Below are 21,767 nucleotides of genomic sequence, written 5' to 3' on the forward strand. Positions count from 1 at the left end.
CCCTCCGGCACCATCGTTCCATCCGTGTGACTTAACCTGATGATCGGAGGTCATATTAAGGGCGGAACGCCCTCGTATAGAGGACATGCGCGCGCCAGAGCCGGGCCTGTGGGCCGACGCGGCACGACGGTCCGACGACGAGCCGCCGCACGAGGAGGTGGCGTGAGCGTCCGGAGCCGGCTGAGCGTCGCGACCGGGGTCCTGCTGGGGATCCTGGCCACGGTGGGTTACGTGCTGTCCCCGCCTTCCTTCGACCCGCCCCCGCTGACCCAGAGCGCGGGCCTGAGCGCCCTGCCGGCGCAGCCCGCCGCCGAGTACCGCCCGGTCCCGCACTACGGCGCCATCGACGTCAAGGACATCTCCGTGCCGGCCCAGGGCACCACGCTGACGGCGACGATCAGGTCGCCGCGCACTCCCGGCCGTCACCCGGCGCTGGTCTTCGTCCAGGGCTCAGGGTCGGGCGACCGTGGCGAGTTCACCACGCAGGCGACCTGGCTGGCCCGGGCGGGTGTGGTGACGCTCACCTACGACAAGCGGACCGTCGGGTACGACTTCCGCCACCGCGACTTCTCCCTGCTCGCCGACGACGCGCTGCGCATGATCGAAACGGTGCGCGGGCGCCCGGACGTCGACCCGGGCCGCGCGGGCCTGTGGGGCGTGAGCGAGGGCAGCTGGGTGCTGCCGATCGCCGCGGCCAGGAGCATGGACGTCGCCTACACCGTCATGGTGTCCGCCCCCGTCGTCTCGCCGATGCGCCAGGTGGCGTGGGCGCTGAACGAGCAGCTCCAGCGCCTGCACGCCCCCGCGGGGGTCCGCGAGCTGCTGACCAAGGCGATGGGCGGCGTCGGCTTCGACTTCCTGCGCTACGACAGCGTGCCGGTGCTGCGGCGGGTGACGCAGCCGATGCTGGCGCTGTACGGGACGATGGACCCCTCGATCCCGTTCGTCGAGAGCACCCAGAAGCTCACCGCGGCCCTGCGGGAGGCGGACAACGCCGACTACACCATCCGCTTCCTGGGCGGGGCCGACCACGCGATGCGGGTGAACGGCGGGCCGTTCGCCCACGGCTACCTGGAGACGCTGGCCAACTGGGTGCTCAACCTGCCAAGGACGGCGGCGCCGGCGGCCGGGCTGCAGGTCGCGGGGGCGACGCCCGTGCAGCGCTACGTCGCGGCCGACGTGCCCACGGCGCCCTGGTACGCGCGCGGCGCCATCCTCGGCTTCGCGCTGACCCTCACCGCCGTCGGGTACGTCGCGGCCCCGGTGACCGAGATGGTCGTGCGGTTACGCGGCCGGGACGCCCTGGTGTCCCGGCCCGACCTGTGGCCGGGGATCCGCCGCCGCCTGCGCCGCATGGCGTGGACGGGGGTGGGCCTGCTCGCCGCCGTGACGGCGTTCATCACGCTGATCGTGCTGTTCTCGGTGAACCAGGCCGGGGCGTGGCCGGCCGTGCTCGCCGGGTGGCTGGTGGTCCGGGTGCTGGCCGTGCTGATGCTGGTGCAGGAGGTGACGACGGTCGCGGCCCTGATCGCCGCGCTGCGGGACGGCTGGGAGCCGGGGCGCTGGCAGCGGTTCGCGCTCGCCGCGGTGCTGGGGGGCACCGCCCTGCTCATGGTCACCGCCGCCTACTACGGGCTGTTCGGCATCCCCTGGTAACCCGGCGTGCCTGCCCGCTGACCTGTCGGACACATCTTTCCCGGCATACCCGTACAACTCGACCGCCGTTCCCTGCATGTTCACGTCCGCGTCGGCTGCGCTGGATACATTGCCCCCTTGATCGAAGAGGATGGGGCAGCGTTGCCGGAGAAGATCAAGCCGCGGGGGACGGCCGCGGTCATCGGGTGGACGGCTCTTTCCGCCCTGGTGCCAGGCGCGGCGCACCTGCGCGCCGGCCACCGCCGCACCGGGTTCCTGCTGCTCGGCGCGTACGGCGTGCTGCTCGCGGCGGTCACGGCCGTCGCGCTGACGGCGGACGCCGGCCTGGCCGGGCGCCTGCTGGACCCCGGATGGCTGCGCGCCGTGATCGCCGTGGCGCTGGTCGCGGCGCTCGGCTGGTTCACGCTGCTGGTCCGCTCGTACGTGGTCCTGAACCCGGGTGAGCTGCCGCAGGCGGGACAGGTGGTCTCCGGCGTCCTGGCCGGGATCCTGGCGGTCAGCGTGGCGTTGCCGTTCGTCGTCGTCGCCCAGTACGCGATCGTGTCCGGGGAGACGCTGGACACGGTCTTCGACGCCCCGCCCACCGTGGCGGCGGCGGCGCCGACGCCCGGCTCCCGCCCGGTGGACCCGTGGGGGGGCAGGACGCGGGTGAACATCCTGCTCCTCGGCGGCGACTGGCAGCCGAACCGGGTGGGCGTGCGCACCGACAGCCTCAACATGGCCAGCGTGGACGTGCGCACGGGCAACACCGTGCTGCTCAGCCTTCCCCGCAACCTGGAGAAGGTGCGCTTCCCCCCGGGCACTCCGATGCGGCGCAGGTTCCCCGACGGCTTCCGCCTGCCCGCCAACCCCGACGGTTCCCGCGAGGACCTGCTGTTCTCGGTGTGGGAGTACGCCGAGACCCACCCCGAGCTGTTCGGCGGCCGGCACGGCATGGGCCCCGAGACGCTCAAGCAGACCATCGGCTACACCCTGGGCCTGGACGTCGACTGGTACGCCCTGGTCAACATGTGGGGGCTGGCCAGGATCATCGACGCCCTCGGCGGCCTCACGCTGACCGTCCCGACCGACGTGGTGTTCGGCAAGTACAACGAGGGCCTGGTCAAGGCCGGCACCCGCAGGCTGCGCGGCGCGGACGCCATGTGGTTCGCCCGCTCGCGCACCTACAGCGACGACTACACGCGCATGGGACGCCAGCGGTGCGTGCTGGACGCCCTGCTCCACCAGACCGACCCCGGCACGGTGCTGATCAGGTTCAACCAGCTGGCGCGGGCGTCGAAGGGCATGTTCCGCACCGACATCCCCCGGTCGATGCTGGAGCACCTGGTGCCGCTCGCGCTGAAGGTGCGGGACGCGCGGGTCACCGGGGTGCAGTTCGTGCCACCGCTGGTCAGCACCGCCGACCCCGACTGGGCGCTGATCCGCGCGCGCAGCGCCAAGGCGATACGCGACTCGGCGGCGGGCCCCGCGACGCCCTCCCCCGCGGCGTCCGCGGTGACCTCGCCCTCGGCGTCCCCGGCGTCCCCGGCGACCTCGCCCTCGGCGGGCGGCCCGGCCACGGCTTCGCCCTCGTCGGCCGCCTCGGGCCCGGGCACCCCGTCCCCCTCGGCGACCCGCGCGGGCACGCCGGGCAAGCACGCCGACCGGAGCATCTGCGGCGCCTGAGGACAGGGAGCTCCGCCCGACCCCTTGGTCACGGTTCGATAACGGCGATGCCTCGACCACGTCACGTAGTCGGTCGGCTACGGTAAGTCTTACTCGTGTGTCCGCCCCCCGCGACGCGGCCGTGCTGAAAGCCGTCCGCCATGACGCGTCCTCCCCGTTCCCTCATCCGCGCTCCGGGTGGCCTGTTACGAGCGTTGTTCCGGCGGCCCGCGAACCCCACGCCCCTGCGCGTCCCGCGGTCCCCTGCCGCCGCACCACCGGGCCGGCAGGTCCCGGACGCCCGCGTCCCGGCGCCTCTCGCCGGCGGCGCCGCCAACCCCCACAAGGAGAGCGCAGTGTCCAACGCGGAAGCCGGTTCGGGCATCACCGTAACCGGCATCGACGACAGGTACGGCGCGCTGTGCCAGGGTTCCAACCAGCGCTGGACCGCCCGGCCCGACTATGTCAAAGTCGTGCGGTCGACCGGCGAGGTGATCGGCGCCCTGAACGAGGCGCTCAACAGCGGCCGCACCCGGGTCACCGTGCGCTCCGGCGGCCACTGCTACGAGAATTTCGTGGCCGCCGACGGAGTCCAGGTGATCATCGACATGGGCGGCATGGACCGCGTCCACCACGATCCCGCCATGGGGGCGTACTGCGTGGAGGCCGGGGCGACGAACTGGCACAACTACGCCCGGCTGTACCGCGAGTCCGGGCGCACGCTGCCCGCCGGGTCCTGCTACTCGGTCGGCGCGGGAGGCCACATCTGCGGCGGCGGGTACGGGTTGCTGTCGCGCCGGCACGGCCTGACGGTCGACTACCTGTACGCCGTGGAGGTCGTCGTCGTGCGCCGCGAGCCGCGCGGCGACTACCAGGCGCAGGCGGTGATCGCCCGCAGGGACGACGACGGTGACCTGCGCGAGCTGTGGTGGGCGCACACCGGCGGCGGCGGCGGCAACTTCGGGGTGATCACCCGCTACTGGTTCAAGGACCTCCCCCGGCCGCCGATCAACGTCTGGCTCAGCGCCGTCGGCTGGAGCTGGGAGGGCATGACCTATGACCGTTTCGCCCGGCTCGTCGGGAACTTCGGGCGGTTCTGCGCTGACAACAGCGCCCCCGGCAGCGAGTACGCCGGCCTGTTCTCCATCCTGAAGCTCACGCAGCGAGCGGCCGGGAAGATCGGGCTCATCACGCAGGTGGAGGCCACCAACCCCGCCGCCGGCCGCGACCTGCTCGACGCCTTCCTCGCCCAGATGGAGGACGGCGTGGACGCGCCGCGCGCCACCTTGGACGTGGAGACGGGTGAGCACCCGCCGATGGAAGGGCTGCACGACGAGCCCCGCCTGATGCCGTGGATCCAGGCGACCCAGGCCCTCAACGGCGCGGGCGCGGGCCGGCGCGGGAAGTACAAGTCGGCCTACATGCGCAAACCGTTCCCCGACCAGCAGGTGCGGGTCATGTGGAACTTCCTGTCCGGCGCGCGCGACGACACCGAGGTCCCCGGCGACGACTACGACACCACCGCCTACGCCAACCCCGAGGCGCTCATCCAGGTGGACACCTACGGATGCGCGATCAACGCGGTCGGCGCGCACGAGACCGCCGTGGCGCAGCGCGACTCGATCATGAAGCTGCAGTACCAGACGTACTGGACCGACCCGGCCGAGGACGCCGTCCACGAACGCTGGATCCGCGAGCTGTACCGCCGGGTCTACCACGCCTCCGGCGGCGTCCCGGTGCCGGCCGCGGCAGACGGCGCGACGGACCCCGACGCCGTCACCGACGGGTGCTACATCAACTATCCCGACCGCGATCTCAGCAGCCCGCGGTGGAACACCTCCGACGTGCCGTGGTACCGCCTGTACTACGGCGACAACTACGAACGCCTGCGGCAGGCCAAGCGCACCTGGGACCCGCACGACATCTTCCGGCACGACCAGTCGATCAGATGACGCTCCCGGCACAGCACGGCACGGCCTGGCACAGCGCAGCACGGCCTGGCACGGCACGGCCCGTCATGGCCCCGGCACGACTTCCGGCCGACCCGGTCGCCTTCGCCGCCTTATCCGCCTTATCCGCCCCGGCCGGTCCACCGATGCCGCCGGCCCCATGGGCAGTCCCTGGCCATTCATCGACGGTGCTGACCGGTCATATCGATCCCGGCCGTTCATCGGCGGCCCTGGCGGTCATGAGCGACCGTCCCCGTTCATCGGCAACCTGCCGGTCCTGACCTTCCCTGGGCGGTCCTGCCGGTCCTGGCCCGTCCTGGGCGGTCCTGCCGATCCTGGGTGGTCTTGCCCGTCCTGCTGGGCCTGACCTGCACTGGGTGGTCCCGCCGGTCCTTGCTGGTCTTGCCGGTCCCGCCGGGCCTCACCTGCACCGGGTGGTCCTGCCGGTCCTGCCGGTTCGGTGTTCAGAGGCGGAAGGAGTCGCCCGCGAGCCGGCGGACGCGGTCCTCGTCGACCAGGTGGCCGAGGCCCGGCTGGGTGAGCGGGACGGCGACGACGCCGCCGGAGGCCCCGACCGGGGGTGTCACGATCTGCGCGCTGCGCGGCGGCTCGGTCACGTCGCTGGGCAGCGTGCACCCGGGCAGGCTGGCGACGGCGACCGTGGCCGCGCGCGCCAGGCCGGTGCCGCGCCCGCCGGCGGCGGTGATGTCCCACCCGGCCGCCACGGCCACGTCGTGCGCCGTCCGCACGGCGCGCAGCGCCCCGAAGCGGGACGGGCGCAGCAGCAGCGCGCCGCCGGCCCACGCCGCTACGGCCTCACGCAGCGCGGCCACCGAGTGCACCTCGATCGCGACGAGCGAGGTGACCCGGTCCTGCAGTTCGGCGTGCATGTCCAGGTCGGGGGCGGTGTCCGGGCCGCCGAACGGACGCTCGATGGCGGTCACGTCGTAGGAGGCCAGCGCCTCCAGCGCCGAGACGTCGGTGTAGGCGCCGCGTGCGTCCACGGCGAGCGCCAGGGCGGGATAGGCCTGCCGCACCGCGCGCACCGGCTCGACGTCCCAGCCGGGATGCACGTCCAAGGTGACGTGGGCGTAGCCGGCGCACACGTGGCGGTTCACCCGGGCCACCATCGCCTCGAGCGACCGCTCGGCGGCCAGTCGCACCGTCGCCATGAGGGAGGTGCGGGTGCCGCCGATCGCGTGGGCCAGCGGGACGCCCTGCATGCGCGCCCACAGGTCCCAGCAGGCCAGGTCGACGGCGGTGCCGCCGGGGACGGTGCCCAGTTCGTCGGGGTGCTCCCAGTCAACGCCGAGAAGCGCGGGGCCGAGAGACTCCTCCAGCGTCGCCCACGTCTTGCCGAGCACGTGATCGCGGTCGGCGGCCTCAGCGGCGCCCATGTCGTCCTGGCCATGGGCGGTGGCGGTGTGCGTCCCCCGCGCGGGCCGGAGCTCCGCGGGCTGGACGACCTCCCCCCACCCGGTCATCCCCCCGTAGTCGGTGAGCTTGACCAGGATGCTCTCCGGACGCCTGCCGTAGGGCAGCACGAGCCGGAAGACCTCGAGCTCACGGACGCGCGGCATGGAACCCCCTCATCGAACACCTGTCCCTTCCATGGTGCCCGCTGCGAGGAGGCGCTCGAAACGCGGGCCGCCCGCGCGGGCGGAAACCTCCGGTCGGCGAGGCGCTCCGCGCGTGACATTCCCGCTGGTGGCCCGCCTGTCAGCCCCCGGCCCGACAGACGGTCAGACCACGCCACGATAGGGGCCTCCCCGTCCCATCACAGGCCCGACCACACCACGACACAGGGCCCCTAGGTCCGGGTCCGTCACGGTCCGAGCCACATCCCAACACGGAGCGCCTAAGGCCCGGTCCGTCACGAGTCCGGGCCACATCACGACACGGGGCGGCTCCGGCGCGCTGTTATGGATCCGGGCCGCATCACGACGCTCGGGCGATCTGGACCGGTCATGAGTCCTGGTCACATCATGACGCCGGGACGGCCCGGGCGGGTGATCGGCGGGCCGGGCGGCGGTCAGGCCTGGCCGGGACGCGGGGCGGCTGCGCGGCTGTCAGCGTCCGGTGCGGCCGGCGATCGGCGTGGCGAGGGCGGCCTGGGCGACGATCAGGCCGAAGCAGGCGAGGTACACCCACCAGGCGGTGTCGAACGCCGCGAACAGCGCACCCGTGAGGGCGATGGCGACGACCGAGAAGACCGACTCGCCGATCTGGAGCGAGGAGCTGTTCCTGCCCTCCTCGCCGGGGGCGGACAGCTCAAGGGTGAGGACCGACAGCGTCGGGTAGACCAGGCCGATGCCGAACCCAGTGGCCAGCCATGCGACCAGGCCGGCGGCGAGCGGCACGGAGTCGAAGACCAGCAACGCCGTGCCGGCGGTGCCGACGGCGACCAGGAACGTCCCGACGCGCAGCAACCGCGTGCGGTCGTACCGGCGGCGCCCCTGGATCCAGGAGGCGAGTGACCAGGTCAGGGCCGACCCGGTGAGGAACAGGCCCGAGAACGTGGGGCTCAGCCCGCGCTCGCCCGTCAGCATCAGCGGCACGAACACATCGGCGGCGAACGACGCCCCGGCGGCCAAACCGCGCAGCAATACCACCGTCGGGAACCCGCGCGCCGCGCGCATCGTGCCGCGGGGCAGCAGGCGCGGGAGGGCGACGGCGAGGACGGCGAGCCCCACGGCCAGCAGCACATAGCCGTCGCCGCCCAGGCCGCTGCCGTACTGCAGCAGGGCCGCGCCGACGGCGACGACGCCGCCCCAGGCGAGCCGAGCACGAAAATCGGCGCCGGAGGGCGCGCCATGCGGCGCGTTCTGGGGCGCGAACTGGGGTGACGCGCCCTGCGGTGCGCCATGCGGCGCGTTCTGGGACGCGGCCTGAGGTGGCGCGGCGGCTTGCGGTGCGCCATGCCGCGCGTCCTGGGGCGGGGCTTGGGGTGACGCGCCCTGCGGTGCGTCCTGCGGCCTGTCGGCGGCCGACCGTCCGGTCAGCCCGTGCCACAGCACGACGGCGGCCGGGGCCACCAGCAGCGGGATCCCCAGGAAGACCCACCGCCAGCCGGCGTGCTCCACCACGGTGCCGGTGATCGCCGGACCGACGATGGACGGCAGCACCCATGCCGTGGCCAGCAGGGAGAACACGCGGGGGTGCATCTCCGGCGGGTACACCTGCGCCACGACCACGTACAGCGCGACCGAGAACAGGCCGCCGCCGATGCCCTGCACGAACCGGCCCAGGACGAGCACGTGCATCGTGGGAGCCAGCCCTGCGATGAGCAGGCCCACGGTGAACCCGCCGATCCCCGTCCACAGCGGCGCGACCGGGCCGCGCACGTCGCTCCACCGGCCGCCCGCGACGGTGGCGATCACGCTGGCGGCCATCGACCCGCTGAAGGCCAGCCCGTAGAGCGGCAGCCCGTCGAGCGCGCGGGCGACCACCGGCATCGCCGTCGCCACCGCGAGGTACTCGAACGCGATGAGCAGCACGAGAGCGACGATGCCGGCGCTGAGTCCCCGGTACGGACGGCTGAACACGCCGGACGGCGAGATGGGCGGAGATTCGATCACTGCTGAGGACACGCGCTCACCGTATGAGTCCGTCGCGTCCGCCACATCGGCCCCCTACCTAGGCCTTTCGCCCCAAGCCGGCCCTCCCGGCCCGCGTCACCCGAGGTGCGGCGGCTCCGGAACGGCCCGCCGGTCACGGCCCCGATCATGATTGAGGTTCTCATTCTGTACGAGCGGATCAACAAAACTCACATACCATCCCAAAACACTCCCATCCCCGCAAAGCCCTTCCCACCCTCATCGCCCCCATGGCCACGGCCACATCACCTCCCGCCTCATGGCCCGTCACCACCGCATGGCGTCGAACCGGCGCGGTGGCCGTCAGGTCGCGCGGACCGACAGGGTGCGTTCGGCCCACTGGGCGATGTCCCGCCGTTCGATCGCCGCGGCCATCAGCCCGGGGAAGGCGTCCGGCGTGCACGCGAACGCGGGAACTCCCAGGGCCGCCAGCGCCTCGGCGTTGTCGCGGTCGTAGTGCGGCTGACCCTCGTCGGACAGAGCGAGCAGGACGATGACCTGCACGCCGGCCGCCGTCATCGCGGCGACCCTGCGCAGCATCTCCTCACGCACCCCTCCCTCGTACAGGTCGCTGATGAGGATGAAGATGGAGTTCGCCGGACGGGTGATCAGCCCCTGGCAGTAGGCGATGGCCCGGTTGATGTCGGTGCCCCCGCCGAGCTGCGTGCCGAACAGCAGCTCCACCGGGTCGTGCAACTGCTCGGTGAGGTCCACCACGCTGGTGTCGAAGACCACCAGGGACGTGCGCAGCGACCGCATCGAGGCGAGCACCGCGCCGAAGACGCTGGAGTACACCACCGACGCCGCCATCGAACCGCTCTGGTCGATGCACAGGGTCACCTCGCGGATCACCGCGCGCTGCCGGCGGGCGTACCCGACCAGCCGGGACGGCACCACCGTGTTCCTGTCCGGCAGGTAGTTCTTCAGGTTGGCGCGGATCGTGCGGTTCCAGTCGATGTCGGCCACCCGGCGCGGGCGGTGCGTGCGGGCCGACCGGTCGAGCGCCCCGGCGACGGCGGTCCTGGTGCGCTGCGCCAGCCGCCGTTCGAGGTCCTCGACGACCTTGCGCACGACCGTGCGGGCGGACTGGCGAGCCGTCTCGGGCATGACCCGGTTGAGCGACAGCAGCGTGCCGACCAGGTGCACATCGGGCTCGACGGCGTCGAGCATCTCGGGTTCGAGCAGCAGGCGGGTGAGGTTGAGCCGTTCGATGGCGTCCTTCTGCATCACCTGGACGACCGTGGAAGGGAAGTAGGTGCGGATGTCGCCCAGCCAGCGGGCCACCCGCGGCGCCGAGCCGCCCAGCCCCGCACCGCGCGGGGAGTCGCCGCCCCCGCCGCGGCCGGAATCGCCCGAGCCGCGCCCGCCGTTGTAGAGCGCGGCCAGCGCGGCGTCCATCTGGGCGTCATCGCCGCCCAGCGCGCATCCGGTGCCGTCGGCGTCGCCGCCCAGCACCAGCCGCCATCGCCGTAACCGCTCATCCATGCCGATCTCCCTCCACCCGTCCGGCGTATCGGTCGTCTCCGGCGGCGGGCCGGAGTGCCAAGGGAAGTGGCACCCCGGCCCGCCGTCCGGCGCATCAGGCGCTCCCCAGGATGGAGAGCACGGTGTGCACGGCCGGGGCGGCGCGCTCCGCGTCCGCCTCGGGCGTGTTCGCCCTCTCGGACTCGCCGGAGGACACGCGCCCGCCGATGGCGCGGCGCTCGGGCGGGCTGAAGGCGGCGAACGTCCGCCGCAGCAAGGGCAGCACGTCCACGAACGCCTCCGCGGTGAGCCCTGTCAGCCACGTGTCGATCAGGCCGAGCAGGCCCGGGTCGTGGACCAGCAGCAGGCCGCTGCCCGACAGGAACCCCTCGACCCACGCCGCCGCCCGCGCGGGCGGGTTGCCGGCCGACATCGAACGGGACATGCGCCGCGCGACCTCCTCGGTCGCGATCGTGCCGGCGTCGAGCAAGATGCGGGTCAACCGGCCGGCGATCAGCCCGTGCAGGTCGCGCCGCTCGGCGACGCCGCGCAGCGCGGCCAGCCAGCCCTGCCTGCGCGACTCCAGCAGGCCCACCGACGCGTGGACGGCGTCCACATGGCCGAGCACCTCGCGGGCCGCGTCGTCGTCCAGCCCGGTGACCGCGGCCGGGAGTCCCGCGCAGATGCGGCCGAGCAGGGACTCCACGATGACCGACAGGCCGGCGGCCGGGGTGCCGCGGACATCGCCGTAGCGCTGGGCGCGCACCAGGGCCGGCAGCGCCGCCATCAGGTGGGTGACGTCACTGTCCAGCGCCGCCCTTGTGGAGATGGACGTGAGGACGTCGGGAAGGGCCTCCGGCAGGTCGGCGAGCAGACATCGTTCGGCCACCCTGGTCAGGTCGGCCAGCGTCACCGCGGGTCGCGCGGCGGAGCCGGCGCTCGGCGCGGCGTGCCGGGCCGTCCGCACCGTGCCGAGGTCGACCAGTTCGCGCACCCGCGCGGTGGCCGCCGCCGGGACGGTGGTGCCGTACGCGCCCGCCTCGATGAGGTCGATGTCGAACTCCGGGAGCCACCGCAGTGTCCACGACTCGCGGAAGGTGCCCTTGCCGCGCGCCTCGCGCGAGGCGCCCCAGGGGACGCCGACCAGGCCGAGCCGGTGCAGCAGGCGGCTGCGGTCGAGGTCGAGCGGCTTGCGCAGGTCGAGGTCGAGGTCGCGTTCGAGCGCCTCGGGCTGGAGCTTCAGCCGCCGCTGCCGGTCGCGCAGGTCACGTTGGAGCGGCACCATCGGAGTGTCGTCGGGGACGTGGCCGAGGCGTTCGCCGACGACCATGCGCCGCTGGATGAGCTCCACCGGCAGTTCGTCGCCCTCGCAGAGCACCGCCCTGACCGCCTCGGTGACCTCGCTCAGCCCGGCCAGCGGGCGGCCCCGGACGCCGGCGAGGCTCTCGGCGAGCCGCACGGCCTCGATGACGTGGGCGGAGGAGACCGGAAGGTCCTCCTCGCGCAGCACCTGGGCGGCCGCCGCCAGCCACCGCTCGATCGGGCGGTCGGGCGCGCTGAACAGGTGGTCGTACCAGCCGGGCGAAGTGATGCCCGCGCCGTAGCCGCTCCAGGAGGCCAGACGGCCGTGCGTCCACGGAACCCAGGTCATCTCCACCTTGACCTTGGGCAGCCCGCGCAGGATGCGGTCGTCGGGCGCGGCGGGCCCCGGCTCGCGCAGCGCCGGCACGTGCCAGGCGCCGCAGACCACGGCGACGCGTCGGTGCCCCTCTTTGAAGGCGGCGCGGATCGTCCTGCGCATGTACGCCTCGCGCCGGGCCTCGTGCTCGTGCGGGGTGTACCCCTCTCTGACCGCGGCCATCGCGTCGGCGATCACCTCGAACGGGGTGTCACCGCCGCGGTGCTCCACGGCGTCCTCCCACCAACGCTCCGGATCGTCGTACCCGGCCGCCCGCGCCAACTCCCCAACGGGATCCAGCCGCACCCCCTCCTCCGGTCTCCGATCGGCCTCGGGGGCGGTGTCCGGCTGTGGGGGGGCGGGGTGTTCGGCCAGGCTGTGGGCGGCGGGCAGGTCGCAGAAGCGGGCGGGGATGCCCGCGCGGGCCGCGTACCGGATGGCCTGCCATTCGGGTGAGAACCCGGCGAACGGCCAGAAGGCCGCCCTGGCCGGGTCGCCCGGCACGTGAGCGAGCAGGGCGACGGGCGGCTCCATGCCGGGATCGCCCGCCAGGGCGACCAGCGCGTCGGCCTCGGGCGGGCCCTCGATGAGCACGATGTCGGGGCGCAGTCTGTCCAACTCGGCGAGCACGGCCTTGGCGGAGCCCGGCCCGTGGTGACGGATGCCGAGCACCGTGACCGCCGCCCCGGCCCCCACCCGCCGCCCACCGGCCTCCCGCCCCTCGGACGAACGCCCTGTGGCGCTCCGGCCATCGGTCACCTGGCCGATGCCGGAATCCTCGGCCTCGAGACCGGCATCGGCTTCGTCTTCCGCTCGACCCGCGACTCCGCCTTCGGCCGGAGCGACTGGAGGATCTTGGGCGGACACCGTGGAGAGGACCGCGGGCGCCGCGGCGGGCCCCTCGACCGCCTCGGCGATGGCCGGGGCCGGCTTCGCGGGTCGCCGAGCCGGCTCGCCGGTGGCCGGGACCAGGGGCGTCATGACGTGTGCGGGGGAATCAGGAGGCATCGCGGCAGGCCCGGTAGAAGTCGCGCCAGTCGGCGCGCTCGCGCACGACCGTCTCCAGGTACTCGTTCCAGACGACGCGGTCGGACACCGGATCTTGGATCACCGCGCCGACGATGCCCGCCGCCACGTCCCCGGCGCGCAGCACGCCGTCACCGAAGTGGGCGGCCAGCGCGATGCCGCTGGTCACCACGGAGATCGCCTCGGCGGTGCTGAGAGTGCCGCTGGGGGACTTCACCGTCGTGCGCCCGTCCGCCGTCACCCCTGAGCGCAGTTCACGGAACACGGTGACCACCCGGCGGATCTCTTCGAGCCCGGTGGGCGTCGGCGGCAGCTCCAGCGAACGGCCGAGCTGCGCCACCCGGCGGGACACGATCTCCACCTCCTCCTCGGCCGTGTTGGGCACGGGCAGGACGACGGTGTTGAACCGCCGCCGAAGAGCGCTGGACAGCTCGTTGACGCCGCGGTCGCGGTCGTTTGCCGTGGCGATGACGTTGAACCCGCGCGCGGCCTGGACCTCCTGGTTCAGCTCCGGGATCGGCAGCGTCTTCTCGGACAGGACGGTGATCAGCGCGTCCTGCACGTCTGAGGGCATGCGGGTCAGCTCCTCGACACGGGCTAGCCGGCCTTCGGCCATGGCGCGCATGACAGGGCTGGGCGTCAACGCCTCGCGCGAGGGCCCTTCGGCGAGCAGCCGCGCGTAGTTCCACCCGTACCTGATCGCCTCCTCGGCGGTGCCGGCCGTGCCCTGTACCAGGAGCGTGGAGTCGCCGCTGATCGCGGCCGCCAGGTGTTCCGACAGCCAGGTCTTGGCGGTGCCGGGGACGCCGAGCAGCAACAGTGCCCGGTCGGTGGCGAGGGTGGCGACGGCGACCTCGACGATGCGGCGCGGCCCGATGTACTTGGGCGTGATCTCCCGGCCGTCGCCGAGCAGGTAGGTGGTCACCGCCCAAGGCGAGAGCCGCCAGCCCGGCGGCCTCGGCCGGTCGTCGGACTTGGCCAGGATCGCCAGCTCCTCGGCATAAAGGTCTTCCGCATGCGGACGCAGGACGGTCATGTCGGCTTCAGCTCGCTTCCGCGTAGTCGGCCAGATCGAAGATGGGGGTCAGAGGACGAACCGGTCGCGCCGCCACCGCGCCCCCGCGCGGCCCTCGCGGCGGGCCGACGGGATCACGCCCGCCCGCGCGCCGCGACCTCGCGGGTGGACGCGTCCCGCGTCCGTCCGTGGACAAGAGGATCGAAGGAGTGCACTCGACGCCCCCGCCCGCTGGAGGCGGGAGCGCATCAGAACGCCTCACGCGCGCTTCGCCCGGAGGCGAGATCGCGGAAGGACGGTCGGCATGCCCTCCTTCGGGGAGATGGGGCAAGCCGGGCCGCGTGACGGGCCGGCGATGCGGGACGAGATTCACGCGCCGGCCTCCAGTTCGGCGAGCATGTCGGAGCGGAAGCGCAGGGTGGCGGCGACCTCCTGGACCGGCGGTTCGAGGGACAGCCGCGCCGCTATCGGATGGAAGGCCGGGTCGACGCGCTCGCCGGCCAGCCGCACCAGCTCGCCGAGGTTCCACGGCTGGCGTTCGACCGTGTCGAGGATCTTCTCCAGGACGGCCTTCGCCAGCGCCGCGCCCCACGGAGCGGGGACGCCACCGAGCATCATGATCAGCTGGCCGTCGACGGGCTGGTCGCGGACCAGCTCGGCGGCCTTGTCGGCGCGCTCGCCGGGAGGCAGGACGGCGAGCAGGTCGGTGAGCGGCTCCACGGCGAACAGTGCCCGCGCCCACGTGGCGTCGTTCTGCAGCACCGCGGCCCGCTCCCAGCCGAGCCTCACCTCTCTGGACCAGTCACCGTTGTTGAGGGCGACGATCTGCTTGGCCGTACGCCCGAAGTGGCCGGTCCAGAAGCCGAGCGGGGTGTGCGCGACGATCTGCTGGAGCCACCAGCTGCGCGGGCCCGTGCCGCCGGGCGCACGCGCGCGGACGCCGTCGCGTTCCATGGCGGCGTCACAGGAGGCGGGCGGCTCGGCGACGAGCCGGTCACCGGCCAGCCGCAGGCACCGGGCGGCCCGCTCGGCCATCCGGCGGCCGAGCCGGGAGTCGGGCAGCCGGGTGAGCAGGTCGGCCGCCTGGCCCCGGACCTCGCGCCGCCGATCGTCGAGCGCGGCCTCGAGGAACGGCTCGTCCGCCATCGACAACCCCTCGGCCAGGGCATGGACGAACGCGGCCCGGTCTTCCGGAGACTCCTCATCCCAGCTCCGCAGCAAGAGCGCGCGAGCGCCCACGGGGTCGGCCGTGCGCAGACTTCGCAGGTAGGACAGTCGATCGCCGCGCGTGCCGAACTCCCAGAGAGGATGCGTCGGCACACTCACATCGTCCGGCCCCTCCCCATCGCCGCCCCCCATGCCCGGCTCCCCAGGCCCTCCGGTCCCTCCGGTCCCCTCAACGGCCGGCCCTCCACCCAGGCCCGGCGACCGGCCACCAGCCGGAGAGACGCCACCTGCCGGAGGTCCGCCCGCGTCCAAAGCTGTGCCACCTGTTAAAGGATCGCCCGCCTCCGGAGAGGCCCCAACTGCCGAAGGGCTGCCTGCATCCGGAGAGGCGCCACCTGCCGAAGGGCTGCCTGCATCCGGAGAGGCGCCGCCTGCCGGACAGCCACCGGCCGGAGAAGCGCCACCTGCGTCCAGAGATGTTCCACCTGCCGAAGCATCGCCTGCGTCTAGAGAGGCGCCACGCGCCGGAGGTCCGCCAGGGGGTGGGGAGCCGACCGTGGTCGGCGGTCCACTACCGGTGGCGGACAGGTGGGCGGAGGCCTCCTCGAGGAGGTAGGCCCACGAGGCGTTGAGGGAGGCCAGCCAGCGCCCCCTGGCCCCGGCCAGCACGCCGATGGGAGGGCGCAGGGAGCGGTCGCGCGCCCCCTGGTCCAGAACCGAGGGGATGAGCTTCGACGGCAGGCGGTACCCCCGCGCGGCGGCGGCCTCCAGCCATTCGGGCAGCAGCCGGGGATGCTCACCGCCGAGGATGCGCGCGGCGCGCTCACCGGCCGCGCGCGGCACCAGTGGCTGCTCCTCCGGAGACGCGACGGGCAGCGGCTCGCCCCTGTGAAGCCGCTGTCCCGCCCGCGTGCCCGCCGTGTACGCCGCCGCCTTGCCCAGCAGACCGGGCACGGGCCGCCGATCGGTGCCCACCAGCGCGGCCGACACCAACCGTTCCCACTCCTCCGCGGTGATCACCACGCCGCCGCTCCCGCACTCCTCAGCCGTACTCACAGGACCACCACCCGGTTCTCCTCGTCCCATGTCGTGAGAAGGCGCAGGCCACCTGGCGTCCACTCGGCGGCGACGGTGACGGGCTCGCCCCCGGACACGGCCAGCAGCCGCCACGGGACGCCCATCGAGGCATGCAGCGGCATCCCGCCGAGTAGCCCCGGCCGCGCACCCCCCGGACCGTGCCACTCGTCCAGTGCGCCATGCCGGTCGCCGTCCGGACTGTGCCGCTCGCTCTGTGAACCGTGCCGCTCACCCCCCGAGCCGTGTAGCTCACCCCTCGTGTCGTGGCACTCACTCCCCGGGCCGTGCTCGTCGTCCCCCGGGCGCTGCCGGTTACCTCCCGGGCCGTGCCGGTCAGCCCCTGGGTTGTGACGGTCATCCGGGGCCGGGGTGAGGTCGGCGAGGAGCCATCGGTCAGCGCGTCTGGCGGGGACGACATCGGTCAGCACGACGGGCCAGGACTCCAGCCACGGGTCTGCGGCGAGCGCGGCGGCCAGCTCGTCCAGCGCGGCACGCGCCCCGGCCCCGGGTGGGGGCCCGGACGGCGCCGCCTGGTGTCGGACGGCGACCAGCACGCGCAGCGGGGCGGCACCGGGATAGAACGCCAGCTCGGCGTCCATGACGGTGCCGGTGACCAGCGAGGCGTCCAGGGCCTGACCGGGCGGAGCGAACGACAGCACCAGAGCGAAACGGCCACTGGTGCGCCCGCGCAGCCAGACCCGGCGTGAGACGAGACGGTCCTGCTCTTCGTCTCGTGAGCCGAGCACATGCCAGTGGTCGCGCACGGTCGCCCCCGCCAGCACCTCCTCTCGGGAGGTGGGGAAACCCACCCGCGACCGGACGGTGTCGCGAAGCGGCGCGGGCAGCTCGGGCGCGCGACGGTAGCCGACCGCGAGCAGGTGGAGCAGGCCGTACTCGCCCAGGAGCCGGGCGGGCCAGTCTTCCTCGGCCAGAACGCGGGGCAGACGCGAGACGACGCCGGCGACACCGGGCGCCTGCGCGTCGACCAGCCGCCTGGTCAGCTCCTCCCACTGCGCCGGAGCGCTCTTCCGGGCCCCGGCCAAGCCTTGGCCGATCTGGTCGGCCAGCCATCGTTCGAGCTCGGACAGGCCCGCTGCCACCCGCCGCTCACGCTGGACGGCCCGCCGATCGGGCTCGCCGCCGTCGGCGGAACCCGGCCCGCCGTCCACGACACCGGGCCCACCGTCCACGACACCCGGTCCGCCATCCGCAAGCCTTGTCCCCCCGTCGGCGAGCCCCGGCGCCCCGGGCTCTGCCTGCGCGCCGATGCCCTCACCGGCCGTGCCTTCGGTGTCGCCTGTGGGCGGGATCGCCGCGTGGCCGGGGCCCGAGCCGGAGCCGGCGTGACCGGCCGTTCCCGGACCTGCGTGGCCGGCCGTTCCCGGACCTGCGTGGCCAGCCGTCCCGGGGCCTGCGTGGCCGGCTGTCCCGGGACCGGCGGTCGGGGTGCCGCTTCGTGGCGTGGCGGCCTTGGCGGCGCGGGCTCGGCGCTGCTCGAGCCACTCGGTGACCCAGTCGGGTGAGGCATCGGCGGACGGGACACCGTCGGCGGACCACAGCAGGAGCAGGCCGAGCGCGTGCTTGCACGGGAACTTGCGGCTCGGACAGGTGCAGCGGTAGGCGGGCTCGGCAAGGTCGACGCACGCGCGGTACGGCGTGGCGCCGCTGCCCTTGCACTCACCCCAGAGCACGTCGGGCGTCGCCCCCGTCGCCGGCCACTTCGCCGGCGTGCTCACGCTCTGCGCGCCCTTCTGGGAGGATGCGTCGGGGGCGAGCGCGAGCACTTGTTCACGGCTCCAACGTTCGATCACACCAGGCACATTAGCCACGGCCTCCGACAAAAACCGGGCCGCGCGAAAGGGCCGGAATACCTCCCGGACCAGGGGTACGGGAGCACCATGAGTCTTATCTGGGAGCAAGTGGTCATCGACTCGGCCGACCCGGTCGCGCTGGGCGAGTGGTGGGCGAAGGCGCTCGGCTGGGTCGTGGTCAACGACGCCGAGGACGAGTACGAGATCCGGCTGGCCGAGGACGTGCTGCCGGGCCTTCTCTTCGCCCCCGTGCCGGAGGAGAAGGCGGGCAAGAACCGGCTGCACCTGGACTTCCGCCCGGTCGACCACCAGGCCGAGGTCGATCGCCTGCTGGCACTGGGCGCCCGCCGGGCCGACGTGGGGCAGGAGGCGGTGCCGTGGGTCGTGCTCGCCGACCCCGAGGGCAACGAGTTCTGCGTCCTCGGCGAACGCGCGAGCTGAGCAGGGCACCAGTGTCGCGAGCTGAGCAGGGCACTAGAGTTCCGGCTGTGCTCGTGATGACGCTCGCCGCCTGTCCCGATGGTCCCGGTCTGGAGGCGGCCGATGACGACGATGCCCTCCGGGTCGCCAACGCGAGCCTGAACGGCCCGGAGCCGGTGGTGGCCGTGGACGACGACGGCGGGCTGCGGTTCCTGCGCCGGGACGTGTCGGGGCGGTTCGTCGCGGTGCAGCGGCGCCCGCCGGTGGCCGAGGCGCTGGACCTGCTCCCCCACCCTGAGGGCGGGTGGTTCCGCGAGACGTGGCGGACCTCGGAAGGCTTCGAGCCGGCCGGGTACGGCGCGGTGCGGCAGAGCGCGACCGGCATCTACTTCCTGCTCCAGCCGGGCGAGGAGTCGGTGTGGCACGCGGTCCGGTCGGACGAGGTGTGGTTCTGGCACCGTGGCGGTCCGCTGACCCTCGTGCTCGGCGGCGACGGTGACCGGCCGGCGGCGGGGCGGGAGATCACGCTCGGCCCTGCGGTGGAGCGGGGTCAGGTGCCGCAGGCCCTGGTGCCGGCGGGCACCTGGCAGGCGGCACGCCCGGCCGGCGCCGAACAGGTGCTGGTGAGCTGCGTGGTCTCTCCCGGCTTCGACTTCGCCGACTTCACGGCCCTGTGACCTCGTGCCCGTCCAGCCTGAAGGGCGGGCGCGCGGGCCGCTGCCGGTGGGCCGCCCCCGCCGAGCGCAGCTGGCGGAGCGTCCAGCCGTGGCCGGAGGGGGTGAGCGGGACGGTGGCGGCGGTGAACACCTCGGCCGCGCGCCGGTAGGACAACCGGCCGCGGCCGGTCACCGGGCAGCGGTCGTGCTCGGGCGTGCCCGGGGCCGCGCGGCGCCGCGTCAGCAGCAGCGGGCCTTTGGTGCGGCCGAGCAGGAGCAGCCGCAGCAGCCGCGCCGTGCCGGGGCCCCAGCGCAGTGACGGGGAGTCCCTGACGCGCCGCCGCGCCAGGTCGAGGTCGTCGACGTCGAGGGCGAGCAGGCGTTCCACGGTGGCCGAGGTCTCGTACAGCAGGCGCCAGCAGGCCTGTTCGCGCAGGTCGGCCGGCAGGCCGAAGATCTGCGCCACCTGCTCAGGGGTGAGCACCGCGAGCGCGGCCGCCGGCGCCGCGGGAGACCGGAGCCGGGCGCCCGCGACGTGCAGCGGATCGCCGTCGATCCAGCCGCGCACGCGCCACCACGCGAGGGCTCCGCGCAGGATCGACAGCTCGCGGCCGACGGTGCGCGGGTCGGCGCTCGCGGCGCGCTCGTCCAGCGCCGAACGCAGGCGCAGCGCGGTGGCCGGCGCGTCCAGCAGGGCCAGCGGCACGATGGGCGGGACGGCGCCGCGGCGCGCCCTCCCCCGCGGCGGGGTCCTGCCGACGAGCGCCCAGGCCCAGGTGGCCAGCGCGATGCGGTAGACCCGCCGCGATGCCTCTCCCAGCCGGAGCGTGGCCAGGTAGTGGTCGATCGCGACGGCGTACTCGACGGGCGGCGGGGAGGTGGTCACATCGCCCTCGCCACCGTGCGTGCTCGGGTGCACGACGTGTCGCCTCCCTCTCGCCCGCCACGGGCGGTGCCGAGGTGGCGTCGCTTCGCCACCCCGCCGTCGAATGAACGAAACCGCAGTAAAACATCGTCGACCGGCATCTTCGAGACTAGTGCTGCCGCAGTAAATGACCTGTCGGACGACCGCCGGCGGTCGAAGTCTAGCCGGACGCATCATCAGGTCAACGGGGATACGTCAAGAGCGGATGCGTCACTGGAAGATGGTGCAGTAAAGGGACTCAACTTCTCTCAGCCGAACCGTTGCATGGCATGCTGCCCACTGCGCAGGGTGAGGGGCATGGTCGGGAGAAGACTTCGGCGGCGCATGGCCGCGCTGGCTCATCGGGATCTGCGGCTGTTCTTCGTCGGCGAGGCCACCTCGCTGCTCGGTTCGGCGATGGCGTCGCTGGCCCTGGCCTTCGCGGTGCTCGGCGGCGGGGGCACGCAGTCGGAGCTGGGGTACGTCATAGCCGCCCGCATCGTCCCCATGGTCGTGCTCATGCCGTTCGCCGGAGTCGTCGCCGACCGGGTGGGTCCGCGGCGCGTCATGGTGAGCTCGGACGTCCTGCGCTGCGTCACCCAGGCGATCCTGGCCGTCCTGCTGCTCGCCGGACGTCCGCCCCTGTGGGCTTTCGTCGCGCTCGTCACGGTGTGGGGGGCCGGGGAGGCGTTCTTCATGCCGGCACGGGGCGCCCTCATCCCGCGGGTCGCCGCCGGCGGTGACCGGTACGCGGGCAAGCTGCGGGACGCGAACGCGCTCGCGGGCCTGGCGCAGTCCCTGGCGTCGGTGAGCGGCCCGGCGCTCGCCGGGGTCGCCGTGGCGGTGCTGGGCCCGGGAGCGGTGGTCGCCCTGGACGCGGGCACGTACGCGGTGAGCGCCGTCGCGCTCATGCTCCTCCGCCTGGCCAGCTCCGGTCCCCCACCGGTACCGGCCATGCGAGGAAGGGCGATCGGGGAACTGGCGGAGGGGTGGCGGCACTTTCGCGCGCGCTCCTGGCTCTGGGTCACGACCCTGCAGTTCACGCTGTTCAACATGCTCGTGTGGGCGCCGTTCCTGGTGCTCGGGCCCGTCGTCGCGCAGGAGCGGCTGGGTGGGGCCGGCGCGTGGGGGCTGATCATGGCGTGCTACGGCGGCGGGGCCGTGGGAGGAGGGCTCGCCATGATGGGCGGACGGGCGGTGCGCCGCCCCCTCCTGGTCGCGACCGTCGCCACCTTCGGCTGGGCTCTGCCGTCGGGTGCGATCGCCGCCGGGGCGCCGGTCACGGTGATCGCGACCGGCGCGCTGATCGCGGGCGCCGGCTCCGCGGTGTGCGGCACGCTCTACGCGACGACCAACCAGCGGTACCTGCCGGCGGGGGTGCTTGCGCGGGTCACCTCTCTGACCGGTGTGGGGGCGTTCGTCCTCGGCCCCGTCGGGCTGGCCGTCGCGGGTCCGGCGGCCTCGGCCGCCGGGGTGACCGGCGTGCTGGCCTTCGGCGCGGTCTGGCAGGCGGTCGCCTGCTGCGTCGTCCTCGCCGTTCCCGGCGTGCGCGGCCTGCCCGCGGCCCCGGCTGGGGTGGAGGACGCCGATGCCGCCGCGACCACCGACGAGGCCGCGCGAGTCTGACCAAGGGCGGGATTGTAGCGGCTTATGTCCTATTTGTTCGGTAGTGCGAATGAGTAAATGTGCACATTCGACAGGCAA

Annotated in this window: 14 protein-coding genes and 1 pseudogene; 6 read left to right on the plus strand and 9 right to left on the minus strand. The window is 73.6% G+C overall.

All coding sequences use genetic code 11. From position 1 onward, the window contains the following. Positions 1-162: 162 nt before the first annotated feature. From ABZU32_RS29505 to ABZU32_RS29515, 3 genes are all read left to right on the plus strand, one after another. Positions 163-1,656 (plus strand): prolyl oligopeptidase family serine peptidase, encoded by a 1,494-nt coding sequence (locus tag ABZU32_RS29505; protein WP_354927094.1) that lies wholly within the window; start codon positions 163-165, stop codon positions 1,654-1,656. Positions 1,657-1,773: 117 nt separating this feature from the next. Continuing rightward, the gene (locus tag ABZU32_RS29510) at positions 1,774-3,321 is read left to right on the plus strand and encodes an LCP family protein (protein WP_354927096.1); all 1,548 of its coding nucleotides are present in this window, start codon (positions 1,774-1,776) and stop codon (positions 3,319-3,321) included. Between the two features lie 335 nt (positions 3,322-3,656). Next, positions 3,657-5,252: a BBE domain-containing protein gene (locus ABZU32_RS29515; protein WP_354927098.1), complete on the plus strand. Its 1,596-nt coding sequence runs from the start codon at positions 3,657-3,659 to the stop codon at positions 5,250-5,252. Between the two features lie 461 nt (positions 5,253-5,713). On the opposite strand, the gene ABZU32_RS29520 is transcribed toward ABZU32_RS29515, so the two are convergent. From ABZU32_RS29520 to ABZU32_RS29555, 8 genes and pseudogenes are all read right to left on the minus strand, one after another. Further along, positions 5,714-6,829 carry an enolase C-terminal domain-like protein gene (locus ABZU32_RS29520; protein WP_354927100.1) on the minus strand — a complete coding sequence of 372 codons (1,116 nt, stop codon included), beginning with the start codon at positions 6,827-6,829 and terminating at the stop codon, positions 5,714-5,716. A 489-nt stretch (positions 6,830-7,318) separates the two neighbouring features. Continuing rightward, positions 7,319-8,839 (minus strand): MFS transporter, encoded by a 1,521-nt coding sequence (locus tag ABZU32_RS29525; protein ID WP_354927102.1) that lies wholly within the window; start codon positions 8,837-8,839, stop codon positions 7,319-7,321. Between the two features lie 309 nt (positions 8,840-9,148). Then, on the minus strand, positions 9,149-10,330 hold the full coding sequence (locus ABZU32_RS29530; protein ID WP_354927104.1) for a VWA domain-containing protein: 1,182 nt from the start codon (positions 10,328-10,330) through the stop codon (positions 9,149-9,151). A gap of 94 nt (positions 10,331-10,424) precedes the next feature. Continuing rightward, the gene (locus tag ABZU32_RS29535) at positions 10,425-12,683 is read right to left on the minus strand and encodes a DUF5682 family protein (protein WP_354927195.1); all 2,259 of its coding nucleotides are present in this window, start codon (positions 12,681-12,683) and stop codon (positions 10,425-10,427) included. A 301-nt stretch (positions 12,684-12,984) separates the two neighbouring features. Then, entirely contained in the window at positions 12,985-14,049 is a 1,065-nt protein-coding gene (locus ABZU32_RS29540; protein WP_354839371.1) for an AAA family ATPase, read from the minus strand. Between the two features lie 348 nt (positions 14,050-14,397). Beyond that, the gene (locus ABZU32_RS29545; protein WP_354927197.1) at positions 14,398-15,348 is read right to left on the minus strand and encodes a DUF5691 domain-containing protein; all 951 of its coding nucleotides are present in this window, start codon (positions 15,346-15,348) and stop codon (positions 14,398-14,400) included. 453 nt (positions 15,349-15,801) lie between these two features. Then, a pseudogene (locus tag ABZU32_RS29550) lies at positions 15,802-16,281 on the minus strand (DUF5691 domain-containing protein); the annotation flags it as partial. Next, positions 16,248-18,083: an SWIM zinc finger family protein gene (locus ABZU32_RS29555; RefSeq protein WP_354927106.1), complete on the minus strand. Its 1,836-nt coding sequence runs from the start codon at positions 18,081-18,083 to the stop codon at positions 16,248-16,250. The gene ABZU32_RS29555 and the pseudogene ABZU32_RS29550, both read right to left, overlap by 34 nt. 87 nt (positions 18,084-18,170) lie before the next feature. On the opposite strand from ABZU32_RS29555, the gene ABZU32_RS29560 reads away from it, so the two are divergent. Beyond that, positions 18,171-18,524, plus strand: a complete 354-nt coding sequence (locus ABZU32_RS29560) for a VOC family protein (RefSeq protein WP_354927108.1) — start codon at positions 18,171-18,173, stop codon at positions 18,522-18,524. 56 nt (positions 18,525-18,580) lie between these two features. Further along, the gene (locus ABZU32_RS29565; protein WP_354927199.1) at positions 18,581-19,180 is read left to right on the plus strand and encodes a cupin domain-containing protein; all 600 of its coding nucleotides are present in this window, start codon (positions 18,581-18,583) and stop codon (positions 19,178-19,180) included. Here the strand turns inward: ABZU32_RS29565 and ABZU32_RS29570 are convergent. Further along, a complete protein-coding gene (locus ABZU32_RS29570) occupies positions 19,167-20,078 on the minus strand; it encodes a site-specific recombinase (protein WP_354927110.1) in 912 nt (303 codons plus the stop codon). The genes ABZU32_RS29565 and ABZU32_RS29570 overlap by 14 nt on opposite strands. 303 nt (positions 20,079-20,381) lie before the next feature. On the opposite strand from ABZU32_RS29570, the gene ABZU32_RS29575 reads away from it, so the two are divergent. Further along, positions 20,382-21,689 carry an MFS transporter gene (locus tag ABZU32_RS29575; RefSeq protein WP_354927112.1) on the plus strand — a complete coding sequence of 436 codons (1,308 nt, stop codon included), beginning with the start codon at positions 20,382-20,384 and terminating at the stop codon, positions 21,687-21,689. Positions 21,690-21,767: the final 78 nt, after the last annotated feature.

It is taken from the genome of Sphaerisporangium sp. NPDC005288 (assembly GCF_040607475.1).
In the GTDB taxonomy this organism is placed as follows: domain Bacteria; phylum Actinomycetota; class Actinomycetes; order Streptosporangiales; family Streptosporangiaceae; genus Sphaerisporangium; species Sphaerisporangium rhizosphaerae.